Origin of the sequence: Flavobacterium salmonis, assembly GCF_903819435.1 — a bacterium.
In the GTDB taxonomy this organism is placed as follows: domain Bacteria; phylum Bacteroidota; class Bacteroidia; order Flavobacteriales; family Flavobacteriaceae; genus Flavobacterium; species Flavobacterium chungangense.
Genome location: NZ_CAIJDP010000068.1, coordinates 159479 through 180195 on the forward strand (window position 1 = coordinate 159479; position 20717 = coordinate 180195).

The 20717-nt window shown below is 34.2% G+C and carries 18 protein-coding genes and 1 tRNA gene; 9 read left to right on the plus strand and 10 right to left on the minus strand.

Going from position 1 to position 20717, the window contains the following annotated elements:
- Nucleotides 1–32 precede the first annotated feature (32 nt).
- The 8 genes from FLACHUCJ7_RS10795 to FLACHUCJ7_RS10830 form a co-directional block, all read right to left on the minus strand.
- Nucleotides 33–932 carry a phosphatase domain-containing protein gene (locus FLACHUCJ7_RS10795; protein ID WP_078226288.1) on the minus strand — a complete coding sequence of 300 codons (900 nt, stop codon included), beginning with the start codon at nucleotides 930–932 and terminating at the stop codon, nucleotides 33–35.
- A 124-nt stretch (nucleotides 933–1056) separates the two neighbouring features.
- The gene (locus FLACHUCJ7_RS10800; RefSeq protein ID WP_180908918.1) at nucleotides 1057–2241 is read right to left on the minus strand and encodes a DNA ligase-like domain-containing protein; all 1185 of its coding nucleotides are present in this window, start codon (nucleotides 2239–2241) and stop codon (nucleotides 1057–1059) included.
- 4 nt (nucleotides 2242–2245) lie between these two features.
- The gene (locus FLACHUCJ7_RS10805; RefSeq protein ID WP_180908919.1) at nucleotides 2246–3523 is read right to left on the minus strand and encodes a class I SAM-dependent methyltransferase; all 1278 of its coding nucleotides are present in this window, start codon (nucleotides 3521–3523) and stop codon (nucleotides 2246–2248) included.
- Nucleotides 3524–3593: 70 nt separating this feature from the next.
- Complete coding sequence (locus FLACHUCJ7_RS10810) at nucleotides 3594–4610, minus strand: RNA ligase (protein WP_180908920.1); 1017 nt, start codon at nucleotides 4608–4610, stop codon at nucleotides 3594–3596.
- 42 nt (nucleotides 4611–4652) lie between these two features.
- Nucleotides 4653–5393 (minus strand): hypothetical protein, encoded by a 741-nt coding sequence (locus FLACHUCJ7_RS10815; protein WP_180908921.1) that lies wholly within the window; start codon nucleotides 5391–5393, stop codon nucleotides 4653–4655.
- Nucleotides 5394–5395: 2 nt separating this feature from the next.
- A complete protein-coding gene (locus FLACHUCJ7_RS10820; protein WP_180908922.1) occupies nucleotides 5396–5932 on the minus strand; it encodes a hypothetical protein in 537 nt (178 codons plus the stop codon).
- Nucleotides 5933–5987: 55 nt separating this feature from the next.
- Nucleotides 5988–8228: a hypothetical protein gene (locus FLACHUCJ7_RS10825; RefSeq protein WP_180908923.1), complete on the minus strand. Its 2241-nt coding sequence runs from the start codon at nucleotides 8226–8228 to the stop codon at nucleotides 5988–5990.
- Between the two features lie 258 nt (nucleotides 8229–8486).
- Nucleotides 8487–8603 (minus strand) — tRNA-OTHER (locus FLACHUCJ7_RS10830).
- A 284-nt stretch (nucleotides 8604–8887) separates the two neighbouring features.
- Here FLACHUCJ7_RS10830 and FLACHUCJ7_RS10835 point away from each other — a divergent pair.
- From FLACHUCJ7_RS10835 to FLACHUCJ7_RS10865, 7 genes are all read left to right on the plus strand, one after another.
- Complete coding sequence (locus FLACHUCJ7_RS10835; protein ID WP_180908924.1) at nucleotides 8888–9511, plus strand: HD domain-containing protein; 624 nt, start codon at nucleotides 8888–8890, stop codon at nucleotides 9509–9511.
- A gap of 234 nt (nucleotides 9512–9745) precedes the next feature.
- Nucleotides 9746–10774 (plus strand): helix-turn-helix transcriptional regulator, encoded by a 1029-nt coding sequence (locus FLACHUCJ7_RS10840; protein WP_180908925.1) that lies wholly within the window; start codon nucleotides 9746–9748, stop codon nucleotides 10772–10774.
- A 230-nt stretch (nucleotides 10775–11004) separates the two neighbouring features.
- On the plus strand, nucleotides 11005–11490 hold the full coding sequence (locus FLACHUCJ7_RS10845; RefSeq protein WP_180908926.1) for a MarR family winged helix-turn-helix transcriptional regulator: 486 nt from the start codon (nucleotides 11005–11007) through the stop codon (nucleotides 11488–11490).
- A 46-nt stretch (nucleotides 11491–11536) separates the two neighbouring features.
- Nucleotides 11537–13927 (plus strand): 3-hydroxyacyl-CoA dehydrogenase/enoyl-CoA hydratase family protein, encoded by a 2391-nt coding sequence (locus FLACHUCJ7_RS10850; protein WP_180908927.1) that lies wholly within the window; start codon nucleotides 11537–11539, stop codon nucleotides 13925–13927.
- A gap of 49 nt (nucleotides 13928–13976) precedes the next feature.
- Entirely contained in the window at nucleotides 13977–14330 is a 354-nt protein-coding gene (locus FLACHUCJ7_RS10855) for a four helix bundle protein (protein WP_180908928.1), read from the plus strand.
- A 58-nt stretch (nucleotides 14331–14388) separates the two neighbouring features.
- The gene (locus tag FLACHUCJ7_RS10860) at nucleotides 14389–15570 is read left to right on the plus strand and encodes a thiolase family protein (RefSeq protein ID WP_072962715.1); all 1182 of its coding nucleotides are present in this window, start codon (nucleotides 14389–14391) and stop codon (nucleotides 15568–15570) included.
- A 185-nt stretch (nucleotides 15571–15755) separates the two neighbouring features.
- On the plus strand, nucleotides 15756–17561 hold the full coding sequence (locus tag FLACHUCJ7_RS10865; protein ID WP_078226275.1) for an acyl-CoA dehydrogenase family protein: 1806 nt from the start codon (nucleotides 15756–15758) through the stop codon (nucleotides 17559–17561).
- Nucleotides 17562–17672: 111 nt separating this feature from the next.
- Here the strand turns inward: FLACHUCJ7_RS10865 and FLACHUCJ7_RS10870 are convergent, their stop codons facing one another.
- Entirely contained in the window at nucleotides 17673–18197 is a 525-nt protein-coding gene (locus FLACHUCJ7_RS10870; RefSeq protein ID WP_078226274.1) for a DUF4251 domain-containing protein, read from the minus strand.
- Between the two features lie 30 nt (nucleotides 18198–18227).
- Nucleotides 18228–18662: an META domain-containing protein gene (locus FLACHUCJ7_RS10875; RefSeq protein WP_180908929.1), complete on the minus strand. Its 435-nt coding sequence runs from the start codon at nucleotides 18660–18662 to the stop codon at nucleotides 18228–18230.
- Nucleotides 18663–18875: 213 nt separating this feature from the next.
- Between FLACHUCJ7_RS10875 and FLACHUCJ7_RS10880 the strand changes: the two genes are divergently transcribed.
- On the plus strand, nucleotides 18876–19403 hold the full coding sequence (locus tag FLACHUCJ7_RS10880) for a superoxide dismutase family protein (protein WP_078227912.1): 528 nt from the start codon (nucleotides 18876–18878) through the stop codon (nucleotides 19401–19403).
- 110 nt (nucleotides 19404–19513) lie between these two features.
- Complete coding sequence (locus tag FLACHUCJ7_RS10885) at nucleotides 19514–20716, plus strand: LETM1-related biofilm-associated protein (protein WP_078226272.1); 1203 nt, start codon at nucleotides 19514–19516, stop codon at nucleotides 20714–20716.
- The last annotated feature ends 1 nt before the right edge of the window (nucleotide 20717 follow it).

The following is a 20717-nucleotide window of genomic DNA, read 5'->3' on the forward strand; positions in this document are numbered from 1 at the left end:
AGACGCACTGCAGTGCGCCTCTACATTGAATACTAAAAATCCCCGTAATACACCTGAAAACACGGCAGTTTCAAATCATTTCGCCAGGTATCTACTACTTGGTTTCTATCGTCTAAAACAAATTCTACGAAGTATTTATCTTTTATAAATTCGTTATAGATTTCGGTTTTAATGATCGAATCTTTTCGGCTGTCTTTGGTTTTACGCATGATTAGTTCATCGTATTCGATTTCGTGTTTTTGAAGGAAACGCAATGTTGGTTCTTTGTATCGGTCTTCTCTTCCGGAAACCAGCAATATTTCGTATCCAAGTTTCTTGTAGTTTCTCAACACATTGGCCACCGGATTATTGATTTCATCTTCGTCACATTTGCTTGCATCAAAAGGATTCCGCCCATTCATCAAAGCCAGTGTTCCGTCTAGATCACAGATAATTGCTTTTGGCAGGTTTAGGTTTTGATCGCAGTATTCCAGATTCTTTTCGACTTTTCTGATGGATTTAAAATCAAATTTTTGTTTGGTTTTCTGCAATTGGTGATACATGTTTTCGATTACCTTTTTTGGCACCTTTCGGTCTCTTTTATCATTTCGGCTAAAAAGTTCTTCGAGTGGTAAATCAAAAACTTTAAATTCGATATTGGCCATTTCTGAGAAATCAGCAATAGGTTGTTTAATGTATTCCAGATTTACATTGCAGGTATCCAAAAGTACATTCCATCCATTTGAAAGCAACGTTTTAATCTGCACATTGATAATCTTCGTAATCATGCTTTCTACCGATTGGTCCATTACTTCCTGAAATTGCGAAAACCTGATTTCATCACGACTGATTCGCATGGTTTTGGCTTCAGTTCTCACTTTCCATTCGGCAAACGTACTTTTTCCTGATGCCGGACAGCCGACTAATATCGTTAATGTAGGTATCTTTTTCATTTTATTTTTTTTTTGTCATAAAGTCCAAAGCCTAAAGTCATAAAGTCTGGTAAAAAACAGTACAAAGTTAATATTGACAATGTCTTTCGACTTGCAACTTTATGACTTTAAACTTTTGACTTACTTACAATCTTGGGTCTAATGTTTTTTCTATTTCTTCATTATTGATTCTTTTCAAAAGGAGTAAACGCATTAAATAATTTTCGTCGCCTAAATCTTTGTACGGAATCTGAAGCATCTTCTGATTGATTTCCCAGCCGTTTATCGATTGTTCCAGTTTCTTTTTTACGTTTCTCTTATCGATATAATGCTCAAAATCCTGATGAAAATTCACTCCATAAATCATCGTGAGATAATTGTTGTTTCTGACTTTAAAACATGGCGGCAGGTTTTTAATGTAATTCTGAGTCGGTTTTATCATGATTCCTTCTTCATTGGCTTCAGTCAGTTTTTCAAAAAAAGCGTAAATCTCTTTTAGCTTTTCTTCTTTATTAGAAGCCGTAATTTCTAAATGCAGAAACGCATCATCATTTACCAGTTCATACGTTAAATTACTGTTTGGCAATACTTCTTCACCCGAAATTTTGACTTCTTTTAAAATCGTGAAAGGCTTAAAATGTATTTCGCCTTCAGTGCCAAACGTATCGATCTGATTTTTAAATACAGTTAAAGATTCCTGCTGCTTATCTAAATCCGGAATTTTTACTGCCTCCAAAGCTTCATACTGACGAACAATATGCGTTTTGTATTTACTGCCAAATTCTTTTCTGGTCAATTGCTTTTTATCCGAAACATAAGCTGTAAAGGATTCCTCATTTTTTACAGCAGTCAGTTTTTCAAGCAATCCTGAAGTTTTCAAATACAAATTGTGCGTTTGTAAAGCATCATAATAACCTGTGAATTCTTTTTCGATTAATCCCGCTCCTAAAACTTTCCACGGCAACAATTCTGAAGCAATCAAAAGTGTTTCGAAATCAGGAAAAGCAAGCAGCATTTTGGCATGTAACGCTTTCAGACTGTTTATCGCCTGTTCTAAATTGATGTGATCTAATTTGAAACCATTTCGTGAAACAAAATAGGTTTCATCGAGATTTCTTTTTAGATAAATCGTGCAGTAGGAACCCATATATTTTTTCTGAACTACGAAATCAGTCACACCATTTTTCAAATAATAATTTACCGCTTCTTCGATGCTTTCGATTTCGTTTTTGTCTTTGCTTTTTGGCGCTGGGGAAATGGTTGGCGAAAAATCATTGATCTTATTTGAGCAGAACCACTCTATTCTATTTCTTACTTTAAAATCTAACATCTCTTTACTTTTTTTGAATGATTACCGCACTTGTCGGGTAAACTCCTTTTACACAATCTCCTACACCATAAAATGTTTTAGGATTTGGAAAAATCACCTCAATTAACTTTACAAATTCTTCATTCGATAATTCGAAATCATGATCATCGTGTCTGAACTCTTCTGTCAATTCATAATTTACGTTGAAATCTTTATCCGGTGTTGTTACAAATAATCGCGTAAAATTGGTATTATCCCGAATCCAGATCAACAATGATTTTGCTTCTTCTAACGAATTGTGTTCAATCACTTCGCTTAAAATAATCTGGCCTTGAAAATCTTTAAGCTCATCTAATTTTTCAATCCAAACCAAATGATCTGCTCTTTCAATAGCCTGAATTTTATCTGCAACGTGTTTAAAATCGACCTCATCGTAAGCGTAATATTCCTGCGTAAATCCTCTTTTATTTAATAATTTGAAATATTGTAATTCTCCACAGCCGAAATCCAGAACAGTTTCATCAAAATCAATTTTACTGCAAATGAATTCTTTTCTCGACTGATGCGTATCTGTAAAAACAAACTGAACTTCATTATCAAAATAAGATTCTAACTGCGGTTTAAACTTCTCAAACTGCACCGGCGAACGCATGATTCTTTTTATAAAAAGATAAAATACGAAATACGGAATTCCGGCAAGATTGATAAACATCGTAATATGCTTCTGAATGAAAAAATCATCAATAAAAGTGTATACTGCGTACCTGTTTGTGAAATGTGTAAATAATGCTACCAACGAGAATTTCTGAATTGCTTCCCTTACCGTTGCTCCTTCAATCCTTAATTCGAAATTATTTCCAATTTTGTGTTGAAGCGATATACCATCAATATATTTCGACAAAAGATATTTTTCGTTTTTATACCAGTTTGAATCTATAAAGAATGTAGGAACTTCGATTGTACATTTTCCGGTATCTACTTCATCGTAACTTTTCTCTAACCAAGAAATCAACGTTTCACTTAAAACTTTGTTTTCTTTGTATAAATGATTAAAAAACTCCGTCATGATGTTTAATGCCAGCAACGGACTGCAGTAACTTTGAAAATCGATTTGATTTCCTTCTTCCGGCAGATAACTGTTCTTGCCGTCTAAAAAGACACAGTGATATTCGTTTTCGGCAATTACATTTCCAATTAAAATCCCGTTTTTCAATTCTTTCAGATAAAGTCCCTGATCGGTGTTCGGGTTCTTGTAAAGAATGTCTAAAAAGTATTTATTTTCCGATTTAAGTTTTATAATCATGACCTTTATTTTTGTTTGACAAATATAGCTTTGTCACTGCGCAATTATTTTGCGCAGTTTAAATTAAATTTTATTCTTCTTCTCTATTAAACGGTTTTTCAAATTTTGGCCGAATCATTTTCCAGATTGTTTCTGAATACTCTTTTCCGTCCAGCATCCAAAACAAAACACCTGGATATTTACACGTTTGAAAATACAAAGCGGTTTCCTTACGGGATTCTAATGTTTTAAAATCAGCTTTACATTGCGCTTCGATTGCTTTATACTCATTTTCCAGATTTGTTTTAGTCAACTTTACCCAGTTAAAAAATTCATCAGGAACACGCTCTAAAATTTCTTCGAATGACTGATTGTTTTTTAAATATTCCCAGATATTCAAATTAGAAACCTGAGTAACAATTCGGTGTAAACGAAGGTATTCTTCGAATTTAATTTTTACCCGAAAATTATCTGCGTATTTAATTACAAAGCCTTCTTTGTTTTCCTGGTTTAATACTGATAAAGTTCTGACTTCTTTTATTCCGTCAAATTTCTGAACTATTGGAAAACCAATATCTTCAAGAGGAAATTCTGCTCCGGACTGCGTATCGATAACAGCCAGTAAAACCAGTTCTTCTGATGTTCCGTAATCTAAAACGATTCGGTTTTCCGGATAGATAATTTCAAACAAATACGTTTTGGTTTTATCCAGTAATGACCATGAATCTTTATATTTTCCATGAAGCATTTCATTTGCTTTATCCGACTGATCGCTGGCGAACGAACCCCGGCTAGCCATAAATGGCACATCGTTTATCCAGTACAATATGCCAAGCGAACCGTCCATTTTATCAAACACTTCAAAAGTTGTATTGGGAAGCATTTGATTTTCCATTTCACCCAAATTAAAAAACTTAGGAAAAGGTCGTGCAATTACATTATCATTTCCATCTAAAATCAAGCCCCGACAGGCTAAAGTAATTTCATTCCAGACTCTCTCAAATTGGGCATTTTGAGTATAATTATAAATATACAAATCATGCTCAGGATGTTTGTTTACCCTGATATAATTTTGCGAGATCATTTCTTTTAAAAGCGTTGTATTCATTAGTTCTAATCTTTGAACAAATATTCAAAATTGAGTGCGCAGTTATTTTGCGTAGTCAATTTTGTTTTCATCTTCATATTTATACTCTGTCTTATTTTTCATTTCAAAGCTTCTGATTTTGAGTATAATGATAAAATTGAAAACCCATTGCTGCAAGTTTTCAAAATCGGTATTTTCTTCTCTAAAAAGATATTTTCGCAAATCAGGAAACTGAAGTGCAATCTCGTTTTTTGTATAAAGTTCTTTTCCTTGATGAAGCGAAATCGCCTGCCCTAACTGAAATGCAATTGATTTCATAATATCCAGGTTGTTTTTATCTTTTCCGAAAGAATCAATATGGTTTAAATCTATTTTTTCTAATGCCTGAATCTTTTCTTCCAAATCGCCTTTCAAAGCGTTTTTGATTAACGACCGATATGCTGTTTTACTTAAAAAAGACAAAATCATTCGGGTGCTTCTCAAAAATTTCAAATCGATATCTCTAATCAAAAGTTTTGTTATTTGATTATCGAATTTCTGACTATGATTTGGATACGTGTAGAATAATGCATTGTTCAATTCGTCTGTTGTGCCTTTGTAAACCTCGATTAAATGACCATTTTTTTGAACGGCAAGATTGGCATTGATTTTCTTTTCAGGGTAAAATAATTTTATCGGTTCACTGAGTTTTTTGGAGAGTGAAAGTTTTTCTAAAATCGTTTCCGGCATTTCTTCAATGAAGAAAACCAAATCGAGATCTAGAGAATTTTCAGAACCGAATATTTGATAGACTGGTGGTTTCATTTTTAAAATCGTAAAAGTTCATTTTTTAAATATTCTCGCAGATTATTTCCATATACAATAATATCAGCACCACAAGCAGAAATAACGGGTGAAAGATATTTATCTTCGAAAACTACAAGAACACGATAACCATGCATTGGAATATACCCTACTATTTTTGAAATATCAAAACCTGCTTCAGTCAGAACCAATTCTGCTTCAGATTTGTTTTCATCAATATCATTGATAATCCATCTTGACTTTTCATAATCTTCCGGATATTGATGAAAAAAGTTTCTTCGTTCATACTCAATATCTGTTTTGTCTTCTGGATTAATTGAAATCCAATGCGCATCTATATTTGAAAAAATCAACAGCATTTCTCTATATTCCCAAGGAAAATCAAATCCAAACAATATTTGCAGTTCATCAATTTCTTTTCTACTGATTCCTTTTAAAAATTTAGCAATTTGTATCTGAAATCCCCAAACATCATCACTAATTTCTATTCTTTTGAAATTCTTTTCGGCTTTGTATTTTATATCTTTGATTGTTAACATATTCCAATTTAAAAAGTAAAAAACCACGAACCTATTTAAAATCCGTGGTCTAAATTTAATCAATTAATAATTGCGTCACAACCGCCGGATTCATCGCCCATTGCGCTGTGTACACCTCATCAGCAATATCATTTTCGGTAATTGTTAAGCCTTGAGCTTCCGCTTTAAGCTGTAATAAATTACCAATATTCAGTTTGCTGGTCAATTTTGCCAATAAAGCCTGAACTCCTTTAAAATCCAAACCTCCAACAACCTGACCTCCGAAAGTCATCTCTAACCAAACGATTTCTCTTTTGGCTACATCCAACACTCCAAAAACCAAACCCTTGGCAACATTCTGTGTCACACGAACCTGATGATCGACACACGACGGATCGTAGGCAACACCAGTTCGTTCTGAAATTTTCATCGGATATTTACTATTCATCCAACCTACAACCAAATTTGGAGTTATACTTCCGTTGCTGTACGCATTGCAGGTAAAAGTTACAAATTTTGCCTTGGCTTTCGCCAATTGGTCAATATTAATGTTGATATATTCAGCCGTTCCAATTTTATTCGGAATACTTCTGATATCACCACTATGCTGACAGCCCGTTGTTGTCAATCTGCTGAAAGAACAAATATCTGAACGGTCTTCGTACGCGATATGACAGCTTAAATCCATATCTAAATGCTGCGCTGGCAAATCTTTACCCCATTGCATAAACAATCGCACTTCATTTCCTTCGATTGGAAAACGTGTTCCCATTAAAGCAACCGGCAGATCCTGAATGGTTTCGCTTCTATCACCAATCGAAACTGGCATATTGTACAATTGCGGATCAATATAGATCGTTTTGTTTGGGTTTGAAACCGACGCAAATCGTTTTTTCATCGCCAAAATAGTCAGGTCTTCAATTTGAGTTTTCATTGTATTCAACTGAGCATCATCATACAACTTCAACAACTGATTTGGCGCAATTCTTTTGTTTGTTCCGCCCAAAGGTTTCACACTTCTCTGCATGTTTACATCAAAGTAATTCTGCGCATACATGTTTAATGTAAACACCAGTCTTGCCGGAACTTTATCGATGATTTCTTCGAAATGGACAATAGTTTCTTCTGCTCCAAACCATAGCATGTTCGAAAATAACGAACGTGCAAATAATCCTGGACGTTGTTTTAACAAGGCAAATGTTTTATCGGCATCAAATTTCAATCTTGACGAATTCACTTTGCTTTGCCAAACATCGTACACTTGGTTGTAGAATACATCCATTAAAAAATTCAATTTCTCAAATCCTTTTCTTTTGCTGTATTCTGCCAAACGAAGCGCGCGGATAAAACGAACCCACATTCCTCTTTTTGGATGCATGATCTCGCACATTGCTTCTACATCCAAATTCATATTATTTAACCAATTTGCGACCATTAAACATTCTTTTCGGGAATATTTTAGTTTCAAATCTTGTTGTGATGTAATTCTTGCCGGAACACTTGTATATAAAACATTGTAAAAATGATATGCATTTTTTGATGTTTTTTTGATAATCGTTTTTGGCTCCATAATCTGAAGTATTCCTGTATTTTTATACCATAAATAACGTAAGATATCTGTTGGCGTTTTCAAAAACTGCGAAGCCATATCTTCAGTGCCATTTTCAATCAAAAGATCGACAACCAGCATTAAAGTTTCCTTCATTGCAACATCTGCTTTTGGCAAAGGCAAATATTGCATCGCCATTTTTAAACTATCTACCTGAGTAGCGTCTAATGCAGTTTTAGATTGCAATAATGAGATATAGAAATTATTTAAATCTTTTTCTGTCCACAATTCTAGCATTTTTAATTTGCTTCCCTGACCGATATTTTCCAGTTTTCCGAATTCAAACGGAGTTCCGCAAAACGGACAACCGTTGTATCTTTCTAATGGAAAAGTATTATCCGGGATAATATGTCCACATTGTAAAGTTGTTCCGTTTTTAGTTTTAAAAACGTTTCCGAAATACGTGATAATATGATCTAAAACAGATTCTCCAGTTGGAATATTCCATTCTTTAACCAATGGCGTCCAGTCTTTATCAGTTCCTAAAACTTCTCTCAAAACTTCTAAAACCTCAATTTTATAGTTTGGACTCACGTTGTTTAAAGCGTGAAGCAATGACTCAGAAAATGTAAATCCAAGTTTTGAAACATTGGCTAACAAAACGGATGTTGTTCCTGATAAATTTTTAACGTCATTCGTAATCATTTCTGACGGAATGAAAATAGCATTTTGACGTAAACTGATTTTTAATAATTCTCTTGTTTTCATTTTTTTTAATTTTTAAAATTTAGATAATGGTGCTTCTGAGTTCTACCTAAAAGAGTGTTTGAAGTAAGAAGCACTTGACCTTAAATTTGAAGATAATTGAGTAACTGAACTAAAATGGTGAGCGGGTTTCCCCAAAGAAGTAAGTTAATCCTGATCTTCGTTTTTTATTAATGATAATTTTAAAACTTTAATGCCAACTTCCTTTCGGAAGATGGGAAATTAACCTGTAAGAAGTAAGTTTTAATTGACCATTAATAGTGAAGCAGATGGGATTCGAACCCACGACCCGGACATTAGAAGTGTACGAAGTAAGTTTGGATTGACCCTTTAAGGATGATTTCAAAACTACCTGCTCTACCGCTGAGCTACTGCTTCATGAGAATTGAATAAAAAGGTAATGGTGTAAGTGTGTACATTGGAAAGTGTTTTCGAAGTAACTCAAACTTGACCTGTTTTATTCTTTATCTATTTCTATGAACGTTTGTTTTTATTTCTGAACAAAGATTTCTAAACTAGTACGCAATTATTCTGCGTAATGAAATTTTTGTTTTATTTTTTAGAAATACTATTTGTTTTATTTCCTGAGCAAAGATTTGAAAACTACTACGCAATTATTTTGCGCAGTAAAAAAAGAATTTTAAATTTGAGTAAAAAACAAGATGAATTTAAAAGAAATTTATTCTGATTTACTCTCGAATATTGGCTTTTCAGCGAATGAAATTCAGCAAAACTGGTTGAATTTAGAAAAGGCATATTCCAAGAAATCAAGGCATTATCATAATCTCACGCATTTAAAAGAAATGATAGAGGGTTTTGAAACATATCGTGATAAACTTGAAAACCCAAACGAAATATTATTTTCTATTTTTTATCACGATTTTGTGTATTCGGCTTCCAAAAAAGATAACGAACTCAAAAGTGCTGAGTATGCTTTGTCGATTTTACCTGAAAATGTCAATCTAAATAAACAATTAGTTTTTGATGCCATCTGCGCAACACAACAGCATCAGCAAAACGCAATTGAAGATATAAACTGGTTAATTGATTTTGATTTGAAAATTCTGGCTAAAGACTGGGAGGATTATAAAATCTATTTTGAACAAATTCGAAAAGAATATCGCATTTATCCTGATTTTCTTTATAAACCGGGACGGGCAAAAGCTTTGAAACATTTTCTGGAGAATGAATTTATTTTTCAAACGGAACACTTTAGAAGTTTATATGAAGAGAAAGCCAGAACTAATATTGAAAAAGAGATAAGCATTTTAGAAGGTAAAAAATAATCTCGCGAAGTCGCAAAGTTTTTATTAAAGTAAAAACGTATTATTTGTCATTTCGACGAAGAAGAAATCTCCACGAGAAGCTCCATAAAGATTGGACTCTCGTTGCGGAGTTACTTGCGAAGATTTCTCCTTCGTCGAAATGACACAAAATGAGCAAAATCATTTTAATCGTTTTAATCTGTGGCTAAAAAAAACTTTGCGGCTTAGCGACTTTGCGAGCAAAAACACACAACCATGTCACAAAACAAAAACGCCTTAATTCGTTACAAAACGATCGATAAATGCCTACAGAATAAATACAGGCAATGGACCTTGGAGGATTTAATCGAATGCTGCTCCCAGGCTTTGGAAGAATATGAAGGCCGCCAAATTCCAATCAGTAAAAGAACCATTCAGATGGATATTCAGCTGATGCGGAGTGAAAAATTGGGTTATAATGCGCCAATTGTGGTGTATGATAAAAAGTATTATAAATATGAAGACGAGGATTTTTCGATAACTGATATCCCGCTGACAGAAACGGATATGAATGTCTTGACAGAAACGGTTTCGATGCTGAAACAATTTAAAGATTTCTCTTTGTTTAATGACGTATCGGATATTTTACAGCGACTGGAGGATAAAATCTATGCCGAAAAATCACACACCAAACCGGTTATTTATCTGGATAAAAATGAAAAACTCAAAGGCCTTCATTATTTAGATGAAATATATCAGGCGATTATCAAGAAAATGGTTCTGATTATTACCTATAAATCTTTTAAATCGCGAGACGAAACCAAATTTCATTTTCATCCTTTCATTTTGAAGGAATTTAATAATCGCTGGTTTTTAATTGGGAAGAAGAAAAAATCACAGCCTATTACCAACTTAGCTCTGGACAGAATCATTTCGATTGATTATGATTTTAACCTTCCGTATTTGGAAGAAGATTTTGATGCCGAATCGTATTATAAAAATGTGATTGGCGTTACAGTAAATTCAGGTTTGCAGCCCAGACGCATTGAGCTTTGGATTGATGCTGAAAATGCTCCTTATGTCCTGACAAAACCTTTGCATCCTACTCAAAGGCTTATTCAGGAAAATGAGGACAAGAGTATTATTATTCATTTGTTTATTATTCCGAATTACGAAATGGAGCGTTTACTATTAGGATTCGGCTGCGGAATTGAAATTTTGCGTCCGGAAGGTTTTAGAAAACGAATGAAGGAAATACTTCAAAAAGCATTGACTAAATATGATGACCAAGATTCAATGCCCTAAAGCAGGATTTTATCTACATAATAATATTGCTTTGTATTCATTTTATCATAATGCTATTTTTTGAAGCGGTAAATTCTTTAAAACATAAAAAAAGAATAGTATATTTCAATTAAAAAGAATCCAAAAAACACACTAATTCAAAGACATTTTCTAATTAACCTAAAATTTATTAAAAAATAATATGCATGCATAGTATTTTTTGATTATATTTGAAATCGATATCGTTATTTATGAAAGATAAAACAATAGATTATATTTTAAGAGCCACCTGGCAGGCCGTTTCACGAATGTATAATGAGGAAGCTGCTAAATATGACGCTACAATGGCAACGGGTTTTGCACTTTTAAGTATAGATAAAGAAGAAGGAACTCCATCAACAGCTTTGGGACCAAGAATGGGCATGGAAGCTACCAGCCTGACCAGAACATTAAAATCTATGGAAGACAAGGGTTTGATTGTTCGAAAGAAAAATCCAAGTGACGGAAGAGGAGTTTTGATTTACCTGACCGAATTTGGAAAAGAAAAAAGAGAGTTATCTAAAAATACAGTTCTGAAATTTAATGAAACGGTTCGAAAGCATGTTTCAGATGAGAAGCTTAAGCATTTTATAGAAGTTTCGGAAATCATCAACGAATTGATTCAGGACAAAAACATATTTAATCACACGAGCGCCAGCGAACTGGCGAAAAAAACAGAAAATACAGAAAAAGAATAACCTTAATTATTGAGGAAATTCAAAATAAAAAAACAAAATATCAAATATGAAACGCACAATTAAAAAAGTCGCTGTAATCGGATCCGGAATTATGGGTTCAGGAATAGCTTGTCATTTTGCCAACATTGGTGTTGAAGTTTTACTGCTTGACATCGTACCCCGCGAATTGACAGAAGCTGAAACTAAAAAAGGATTAACGCTTGAAAGTAAAGCCGTTCGCAACCGTGTGGTAAACGAGCATTTGGCGAATTCATTAAAATCAAAACCCTCTCCTATTTACAGTCAGAAATTCGCAAACCGAATCACGACTGGAAATACAACTGATGATATGGCAAAAATTGCCAATGTTGACTGGATTATCGAGGTTGTTGTAGAGCGTTTAGACATTAAGAAATTAGTTTTTGAACAAATCGAGAAATTCCGTAAACCGGGAACTTTAGTTACTTCAAACACTTCTGGTATTCCAATTCACTTTATGAGTGAAGGAAGAAGCGAAGATTTTCAGCAACACTTCTGCGGAACTCACTTTTTTAACCCTGCGCGTTACTTAAAATTATTTGAAATTATTCCTGGTACAAAAACGGCAACTGAAGTATTGGATTTCTTAAACGAATACGGTTCTAAATTTTTAGGAAAAACATCTGTTGTTGCTAAAGATACTCCGGCGTTTATTGGAAACAGAATTGGTATTTACGGAATCCAGAGTTTGTTCCACTTAGTAAAAGAAATGGGATTAACAATCGAAGAAGTGGATAAATTGACTGGTCCTGTAATCGGGCGTCCAAAATCAGCTACTTTCCGTACCGTTGACGTTGTTGGATTAGATACTTTGGTACACGTTGCCAATGGTATTTATGAAAACTGCCCGAACGACGAGCAACACGAATTGTTTAAACTTCCTGATTTCGTCAACAAAATGATGGAAAATAAATGGTTAGGAAGCAAAACAGGTCAGGGTTTTTATAAAAAAGTAGATAAAGATATTCTTTCTTTAGACTTAGATACATTAGAATACCGCGCTGCTAAAAAAGCAAATTTTGCAACGCTTGAACTAACAAAAACTATTGATAAACCAATCAATCGTTTTAAAGTTTTAGTAAAAGGAAAAGACAAAGCGGGTGAATTCTACCGCAAGAGTTTCTCTGGAATGTTTGCGTATGTATCCAACAGAATTCCTGAAATCTCAGACGAATTATACAAAATTGATGATGCGATGAAAGCCGGTTTTGGATGGGAAAATGGTCCATTCGAAATTTGGGACGCTATTGGCGTTGCCAACGGAATCGAAATCATGAAAGCAGAAGGTTTAGAGCCAGCTGCGTGGGTTACTGAAATGTTAGCTTCCGGAAGTGACAGTTTCTATACTGTAAAAGAAGGTGCTTCTTATTTCTATAATATCCCAACAAAATCTCAAGTTAAAGTTCCTGGACAAGATTCCTTTATTATTCTGAACAACATTCGCGAAAGCAAAAAAGTTTGGAGTAATAGCGGTGCAATCATCCAGGATTTAGGAGACGGAATTTTGAACTTAGAATTCCAATCTAAAATGAACACCATTGGTGGCGATGTACTTCAGGCTATCAATAAAGCAATTGACTTATCTGAAAAAGAATATCAAGGTTTAGTTATTGGAAACCAGGCAGCGAACTTCTCTGTTGGAGCTAATATTGGTATGATTTTCATGATGGCAGTTGAGCAGGAATATGACGAATTAAACATGGCAATCAAATTGTTCCAGGACACCATGATGCGCGTTCGTTATTCTTCTATTCCAGTTGTAGTTGCTCCTCACGGAATGACTTTTGGAGGTGGATGCGAAATGAGTTTACACGCTGATAAAGTAGTAGCTGCTGCAGAAACCTACATGGGATTAGTTGAATTTGGTGTTGGTGTACTTCCTGGTGGTGGTGGTTCTAAAGAAATGGCTTTAAGAGCTTCTGATTTATTCCGCAAAAATGATGTGGAACTGAATGTTCTTCAGGAATATTTTTTAACAATCGCAATGGCAAAAGTATCCACTTCTGGTTATGAAGCTTTTGATACTGGACTTCTTCAACATGGAAAAGATGTTATCGTAGTAAACAAAGATCGTCAGATTGCTGAAGCTAAAAAACATGCTTTGTTAATCGCTGAAGCGGGTTATACACAACCAATCAGAAGAACTGATGTGAAAGTATTAGGAAAACAAGCTCTTGGAATGTTCTTAGTTGGAACAGATCAAATGGAAGCTGGAAAATATATTTCTGAGCATGATAAAAAAATCGCTAACAAACTGGCTTACGTTATGGCCGGAGGTGATTTATCGGAAGCTACTTTAGTATCGGAACAATATTTATTAGATATCGAACGTGAAGCTTTTTTATCTCTTTGTACTGAGCGTAAGACTTTAGAGAGAATTCAATATATGTTAACTAAAGGAAAACCGCTTAGAAACTAGTAGTTGAGTATTAAGATCTGAGTATTAAGTATTAAGATTAAAAAGAATTATGCATCAATTTGAAAAGTTAAAAATCTGGCAGAAAGCTATGGATATTGTAGAAAATGTATACAAAGTTTGTGCAGAATTACCATCAGATGAGAAGTTTAACTTAATAAGTCAAATAAAAAGATGTGCAGTATCTATTCCTTCAAATATAGCTGAAGGCTCTGGTAGAAATTCTAACAATGAGTTTGCTCATTTTTTAGGAATTGCAAATGGTTCAACTTATGAATTAATAACTCAATTAATGATTTCAAAACGTTTGAAATTAGTAGACGAAGAAAAAATATCAACGATAATAAATGAATTAGTAGAAGTCAGCAATATGAATTTTGCTCTTCAAAGAACTCTAAAAAAATAATAACTATATCGATTGGCAGTCTTAATACTTAATACACCAATCTTAATACATTTTATAAATGAAAACAGCATATATAGTAAAAGCATATAGAACAGCAGTTGGAAAAGCTCCAAAAGGTGTTTTTAGATTTAAAAGACCTGATGAATTAGCCGCAGAAACCATTCAGTTTATGATGGATGAACTGCCAGATTTTGACAAAAAACGTATCGACGACGTTATGGTAGGAAACGCCATGCCGGAAGCAGAACAAGGTTTGAACGTTGGCCGTTTGATCTCTTTGATGGGATTAAAAGTAGAAGATGTTCCCGGAGTTACTGTAAACCGTTACTGCGCATCCGGATTAGAAACTATCGGAATGGCGACTGCTAAAATCCAGTCAGGAATGGCAGATTGTATCATTGCAGGTGGTGCAGAAAGTATGAGTTTTATTCCGATGGGAGGTTACAAACCAACTCCGGATTATAAAGTTGCCGCTGCAGGTCACGAAGATTACTATTGGGGAATGGGTTTAACTGCAGAAGCAGTTGCCAATCAATATAAAATTTCAAGAGAAGATCAGGATGAGTTTGCTTATAACTCTCATATGAAAGCCTTGAAAGCGCAAGCGGAAGGAAAATTCGACAAACAAATCGTTCCGATTACTGTTGATCAGACTTTCATCAATGAAAATGGAAAAAAAGAAACTAAGTCTTACGTTGTAAAACAAGACGAAGGTCCAAGAGCCGGAACTTCTGTTGCTGCTTTGGCGGGTTTAAAACCTGTTTTTGCTGCCGATGGAAGCGTTACAGCAGGTAACTCATCACAAATGAGTGACGGTGCTGCTTTTGTTTTAATCATGAGTGAGGACATGGTTAAAGAATTAAACCTTGAGCCAATTGCCAGATTAGTAAATTTTGCTTCATCTGGCGTTGAACCAAGAATCATGGGTATTGGTCCGGTAAAAGCAATTCCGAAAGCTTTGAAACAAGCAGGTTTAGAATTGAAAGATATTGAATTGGTTGAATTAAACGAAGCATTTGCTTCACAGTCTTTGGCTGTAATTCGCGAACTAGGTTTAAATCCTGATATCGTAAATGTAAACGGTGGCGCAATCGCATTAGGACACCCGCTGGGATGTACAGGGGCTAAACTTTCTGTTCAGTTATTCGATGAAATGAAACGCAGAGGCAGTAAATACGGAATCGTGAGTATGTGTGTGGGAACCGGACAGGGAAGCGCAGGGATTTACGAGGTTTTGTAAACAAAGTATTCGCTCCTATTTGTCATTCCGACGAAGGAGGAATCTCCTCGATAATTATCCGCATAGTTTATCAATCGTTGTGGAGCTACTTACGGAGATTCCTCCTTCGTCGGAATGACAAAAAAGCCGGAAATACTAAATTATATAAGGTTATAAAATAAAAAAACATACAAAAAACAAAAGCAATGGCAGATACAATCGAAAAAAACGTAACCCGTGGTGGTCAGTTTTTAGTTAAAGAAACAAAGTGCGAAGATGTCTTTACACCAGAAGATTTTTCGGAAGAGCAGTTAATGATGCGTGACTCTGTTAAAGAGTTTGTAGACAAAGAAATCTGGCCTAACAAAAATCGTTTTGAGAAAAAAGATTACGCATTTACTGAAGAAAGCATGCGTAAAGCAGGTGAACTAGGACTTCTTGGAGTTGCAGTTCCTGAAGAATACGGTGGATTAGGAATGGGATTCGTATCTACAATGTTAGTTTGCGATTACATTTCTGGTGCTACAGGATCTTTCTCAACTGCTTTTGGTGCACATACAGGAATTGGAACTATGCCAATTACCCTTTATGGTACTGAAGAACAAAAGAAAAAATACGTTCCAAAATTAGCTTCAGGAGAATGGTTTGGAGCTTATTGCTTGACTGAACCAGGCGCAGGATCTGATGCTAACTCAGGAAAAACAAAAGCAGTTTTATCTGAAGATGGAACGCATTACAAAATTACAGGACAAAAAATGTGGATTTCGAATGCAGGTTTCTGCAGCGTTTTCATCGTTTTTGCCCGCATTGGAGATGATAAAAATATTACTGGTTTCATCGTAGAAAACGATCCGTCAAACGGAATTTCTATGAATGAAGAAGAGCATAAATTAGGAATCCGTGCTTCTTCTACGCGTCAGGTTTTCTTTAACGAAACGAAAGTTCCGGTTGAAAACATGCTTTCTGAAAGAGGAAACGGTTTCAAAATCGCGATGAATGCATTGAACGTTGGTCGTATTAAATTGGCTGCTGCTTGTTTAGATGCACAAAGAAGAGTTACTTCCGGAGCTGTAAAATATGCTAATGAAAGAATTCAGTTTAATACTGCTATTGCAAGCTTTGGAGCTATCCGTTCTAAATTAGCTGAAATGGCAACTAGTGCTTACGCCGGAGAAAGTGCTTCTTACCGTGCTGCAAAAGACATCGAAGACAGAATCGCTGCTCGTGAAGCAGAAGGAACTTCTCACCAAGAAGCTGAATTAAAAGGTGTTGAAGAATATGCTATTGAGTGTTCTATCCTGAAAGTAGCAGTTTCTGAAGATGTTCAGAATTGTGCTGATGAAGGAATTCAGATTTTCGGTGGAATGGGATTCTCTGAAGATACTCCAATGGAAAGTGCGTGGAGAGATGCCCGTATTGCTCGTATTTATGAAGGTACAAACGAAATAAACAGAATGCTTTCGGTAGGTATGCTGATCAAAAAAGCAATGAAAGGTCACGTTGATTTACTTGGACCTGCAATGAAAGTTCAGGAAGAATTAATGGGAATCCCTTCTTTTGATACTCCGGATTTCTCTGAATTATTTGCAGAAGAAAAAGGAATCGTGGCTAACCTGAAAAAAGTTTTTCTGATGGTTGCCGGTAGCGCTGTTCAAAAATATGGTCCGGATTTAGATTCTCACCAACAGTTATTAATGGCTGCTTCTGATATCTTAATCGAAATTTATATGGCCGAAAGTACAATTTTGAGAACGGAGAAATTAGCAAAATCTCAAGGAGAAGATAAAGTACAAGAGCAAATCGCTATGGCAAAATTATACTTATACAAAGCTGTAGATATTGTAAACTCAAGAGGAAAAGAAGGAATCGCTTCATTCTCTGAAGGCGATGAGCAACGCATGATGTTAATGGGATTAAAACGTTTTACAAAATATACCAACCTGCCAAACGTTGTGGCATTGAGAGAAAAAATTGCAGAAAAATTAGTGGCAGAAAATTCATATTGCTTCTAATTTAAAAATAGTTTTTTAGCTTTTAATTTGTTAAATCCGCATTTGTCCCGAAACAAATGCGGATTTTTTATTTTGTATACATTAGAGAATTTAGGATAATGAACTACGCCACTATTTTTTAACTTCGTCCGGCTTTGGGAACTCAATTTCTCCATCATAAGAAATTGATGCCCTGTTATTACTATTAACTGAAAGAGATGCACCCCCATCAAAAAAAACAATCATAAAAAGATTGTAAACATCATCCTTACCTTTTACAGTTGCTTTTATATTATAGGATTTTTTCTTTTTTTCAATTTGTATACCCTCAGGAATGCCTTCAAATTTTACACCGCCATCACCTCCTCCATAAGGTACGCTAAATGCACGTCCAAAAAATGGCAAATCGCAAGTTGTCCTGGTTTCACTGAATTTTAAAAAATAAGTATTATAATCTAAATTTAAAAGTCCACCTCCTTGAGGTATGACTTTTTGTGCCTCAAAAACAAAATTTTTAGAATCAATAAGACCTTTAATTTCTTTTTGTTTCTGTAATTCTTTTTCTGCTTTAAGTGCTTTTTTAGATTTTTCCTGTGCCAATACGGGAAAAATTAAAAAAGAGCATATGACTAATAAAACAAATACTTTAGTTTTCATAAATTATATTTTAGTTTAAGAAAGGAGGTTTTATCTTTTTGTGAATCGCATCGTTTCAATATTACCAGAAATAAAATTTAAAGTTCTTCCATCATCCGTAATAGTATAGGAAGTTACTTTAGACAAAGTACTCATAAAAACCTGTTCGCCCTGCCCATCTATACACATCATTTTGGTTGTAACCATAGGCTCCTGAAAATTAATTTTGTTTTCAGATACATTAAGTTGGCCTGTATAAGAATTACAGCTGTTATTACCCGAAACCAAATTTTCTTTAGTATTGAAATTTATTGTAGGTTTTTTATCCGGATATAAACCCTCAAAAGCAATTCTTGGTCCAGTGATATAAATAAGTTCCCAATTCCCTTCCAGTTTATAAACGACATCCTTTTTTTTACACTTAAAAACATTACAGGAAATTAACAGAAAACCAACAAAAAAAAGGATAAAAACATTCTTTATCATAATATTAAAATTTTAAAAATCAACAATTAAAAAACAGTTGAAGCCTATTTTTTTCGTTAAAAACAAATACTAATTTAAGCAATCTTTTTAAGCTTTATGTTTAAAGTTAATTAAATAACATCGAATAGTTTTGGATTTTTTTAACGTAAATACTTAAAGAATATCTTATGTTTTATGCTAAATTTACTTATCATTAATTTAAATGCCACACATATGAAAAAAATAATTGTTTCGTTCGCAATAATTACTGCCTTAATAATTGGTTGTAAGACCAGTACAAAATCAAATGATGCTAAAACGCTGACTGTAACTTTAGAGCCAAAAAGCAATAGTAAAGTTACAGGAACCGCAACATTTACAGAAAAAAATGGCAAAGTAACTTTTACAGCAAAAATAGCGGGTTTACAGCCGGGTGTTCATGCCATTCACATTCACGAAAAATCAGATTGCACTGCTGCTGACGGAAGTTCTGCCGGTGGACACTGGAATCCAACTTTCAAAAAACATGGAAAATGGGGAGTTGGCGAATATCATAAAGGCGACATTGGTAATTTTACAGCAGATGCTAATGGAAACGGAACTATAACCATGACTACTGATGAATGGTCTATTGGTGGTGATGATGAAACTAAAAATATTTTAGGAAAGGGATTAATTGTTCATCAGGGAGCTGATGATTTTACTACACAGCCCACAGGTAATGCAGGTGGTCGCGTTGCCTGTGCGGGGATAATTAAATAATAAAAAATTTAATAACCACTATTTTTTTACAAAATCTAGTGGTTATTTCATTTAAAACTAATCTTAAACACAAGAAAAAGATATAGCTTTGTATCCTCAAACTCAAGTTAATGATTAACCCATCGGCACCAGGCTGGATAGACAAATTTTTTAGTGAACAAAAATTCTCAGAAGCTATTCCTTTTGAGACTACTGACTCGTTTTACTATAAGGTTAGAGAAACAGGCTTTATCTATGGGCATATTATCTCTATTGATTCTCAAATCCCAATTCCTATAAAAGGCTGGTTTAAAACCGAGATTTCTAAAATTGCTTTATTAAATACATTATATCATGTTTTTTGTCTTGAAAAAAGAAATTCAGAGCCGAATAACTTTATTTCTGAAGTTCTAAAATTTTATAAAGAAATGAATCCCGAAGGGTTTAGTTTGTTTAAAATTTTGCTACCAAAAGACACTCCATCATTATCATTAGAAAATATAATTGATCAAAGAGTTCAAACCAATGACAGTATCATTAGTAAAAACTTCTCACATCTTGTAACCAATGCTTTATTATTTATAGATGTACTGGCTTTTAGACAATATTTAGAACATGGCGTAATTCCGGAGAAATATCTCAAGCGAATTGAAGAAGCTGTACTTGGAATTGTAGGATTAGCATTAAAAACTAAAACAGTAAAATCTCAACACGACGACTTATTAATTAAACTTTTTGAAGCTTCTATACGGTACTCAAAATTTTCAAAAGTTACTGTTGATACTTTAGAAACTTTAACCCTAAGTTATTTCGATAATAAATTAGAGCATTATTATTTAATCGATATGGCCGGAATGGCTTTATGGAGCGACGGCGTGGTTGAAAATGAAGAAGCTTACTTTTTATATTCGTTAGGATCAATGATGAAAGTTTCTGATGATTTCGTAACTCAAAGTATTGCTACAACCAATTTATTCATCACAACGCACAAAAAGAAAATTCCATATTTTAATTATTCTAATCCGGTAAAACACTTTTACGACCAGATGACACACACAGTTGTAAAACTAATTATCCGAAATAAAAACAGACTGGTTAAGGAAATTGTTCAAAGTAAAGAATTAATGGTTCTTTTGGCGTACTCTACAACAAGAGATCTGGATGCCAAAGAAAAGAAAAAAGTAAAAAAACAGCTTTTGGATATCTGTAAAACGATTCCGTCACTTACCATTTTTTTACTTCCCGGCGGAAGTTTGTTATTGCCGATTTTAATAAAGTTTATTCCAACGATGTTACCTTCTGCTTTTAATGAAAACCTGGACGAGAATGAATAAA

Bases quoted from the DNA above. Each gene is read 5' to 3' on its own strand.
- FLACHUCJ7_RS10795 (WP_078226288.1), bottom strand. From the start codon at position 932: ATGAAAAAGATACCTACATTAACGATATTAGTCGGCTGTCCGGCATCA.
- FLACHUCJ7_RS10800 (WP_180908918.1), bottom strand. From the start codon at position 2,241: ATGTTAGATTTTAAAGTAAGAAATAGAATAGAGTGGTTCTGCTCAAAT.
- FLACHUCJ7_RS10805 (WP_180908919.1), bottom strand. From the start codon at position 3,523: ATGATTATAAAACTTAAATCGGAAAATAAATACTTTTTAGACATTCTT.
- FLACHUCJ7_RS10810 (WP_180908920.1), bottom strand. From the start codon at position 4,610: ATGAATACAACGCTTTTAAAAGAAATGATCTCGCAAAATTATATCAGG.
- FLACHUCJ7_RS10815 (WP_180908921.1), bottom strand. From the start codon at position 5,393: ATGAAACCACCAGTCTATCAAATATTCGGTTCTGAAAATTCTCTAGAT.
- FLACHUCJ7_RS10820 (WP_180908922.1), bottom strand. From the start codon at position 5,932: ATGTTAACAATCAAAGATATAAAATACAAAGCCGAAAAGAATTTCAAA.
- FLACHUCJ7_RS10825 (WP_180908923.1), bottom strand. From the start codon at position 8,228: ATGAAAACAAGAGAATTATTAAAAATCAGTTTACGTCAAAATGCTATT.
- FLACHUCJ7_RS10835 (WP_180908924.1), top strand. From the start codon at position 8,888: ATGAATTTAAAAGAAATTTATTCTGATTTACTCTCGAATATTGGCTTT.
- FLACHUCJ7_RS10840 (WP_180908925.1), top strand. From the start codon at position 9,746: ATGTCACAAAACAAAAACGCCTTAATTCGTTACAAAACGATCGATAAA.
- FLACHUCJ7_RS10845 (WP_180908926.1), top strand. From the start codon at position 11,005: ATGAAAGATAAAACAATAGATTATATTTTAAGAGCCACCTGGCAGGCC.
- FLACHUCJ7_RS10850 (WP_180908927.1), top strand. From the start codon at position 11,537: ATGAAACGCACAATTAAAAAAGTCGCTGTAATCGGATCCGGAATTATG.
- FLACHUCJ7_RS10855 (WP_180908928.1), top strand. From the start codon at position 13,977: ATGCATCAATTTGAAAAGTTAAAAATCTGGCAGAAAGCTATGGATATT.
- FLACHUCJ7_RS10860 (WP_072962715.1), top strand. From the start codon at position 14,389: ATGAAAACAGCATATATAGTAAAAGCATATAGAACAGCAGTTGGAAAA.
- FLACHUCJ7_RS10865 (WP_078226275.1), top strand. From the start codon at position 15,756: ATGGCAGATACAATCGAAAAAAACGTAACCCGTGGTGGTCAGTTTTTA.
- FLACHUCJ7_RS10870 (WP_078226274.1), bottom strand. From the start codon at position 18,197: ATGAAAACTAAAGTATTTGTTTTATTAGTCATATGCTCTTTTTTAATT.
- FLACHUCJ7_RS10875 (WP_180908929.1), bottom strand. From the start codon at position 18,662: ATGATAAAGAATGTTTTTATCCTTTTTTTTGTTGGTTTTCTGTTAATT.
- FLACHUCJ7_RS10880 (WP_078227912.1), top strand. From the start codon at position 18,876: ATGAAAAAAATAATTGTTTCGTTCGCAATAATTACTGCCTTAATAATT.
- FLACHUCJ7_RS10885 (WP_078226272.1), top strand. From the start codon at position 19,514: ATGATTAACCCATCGGCACCAGGCTGGATAGACAAATTTTTTAGTGAA.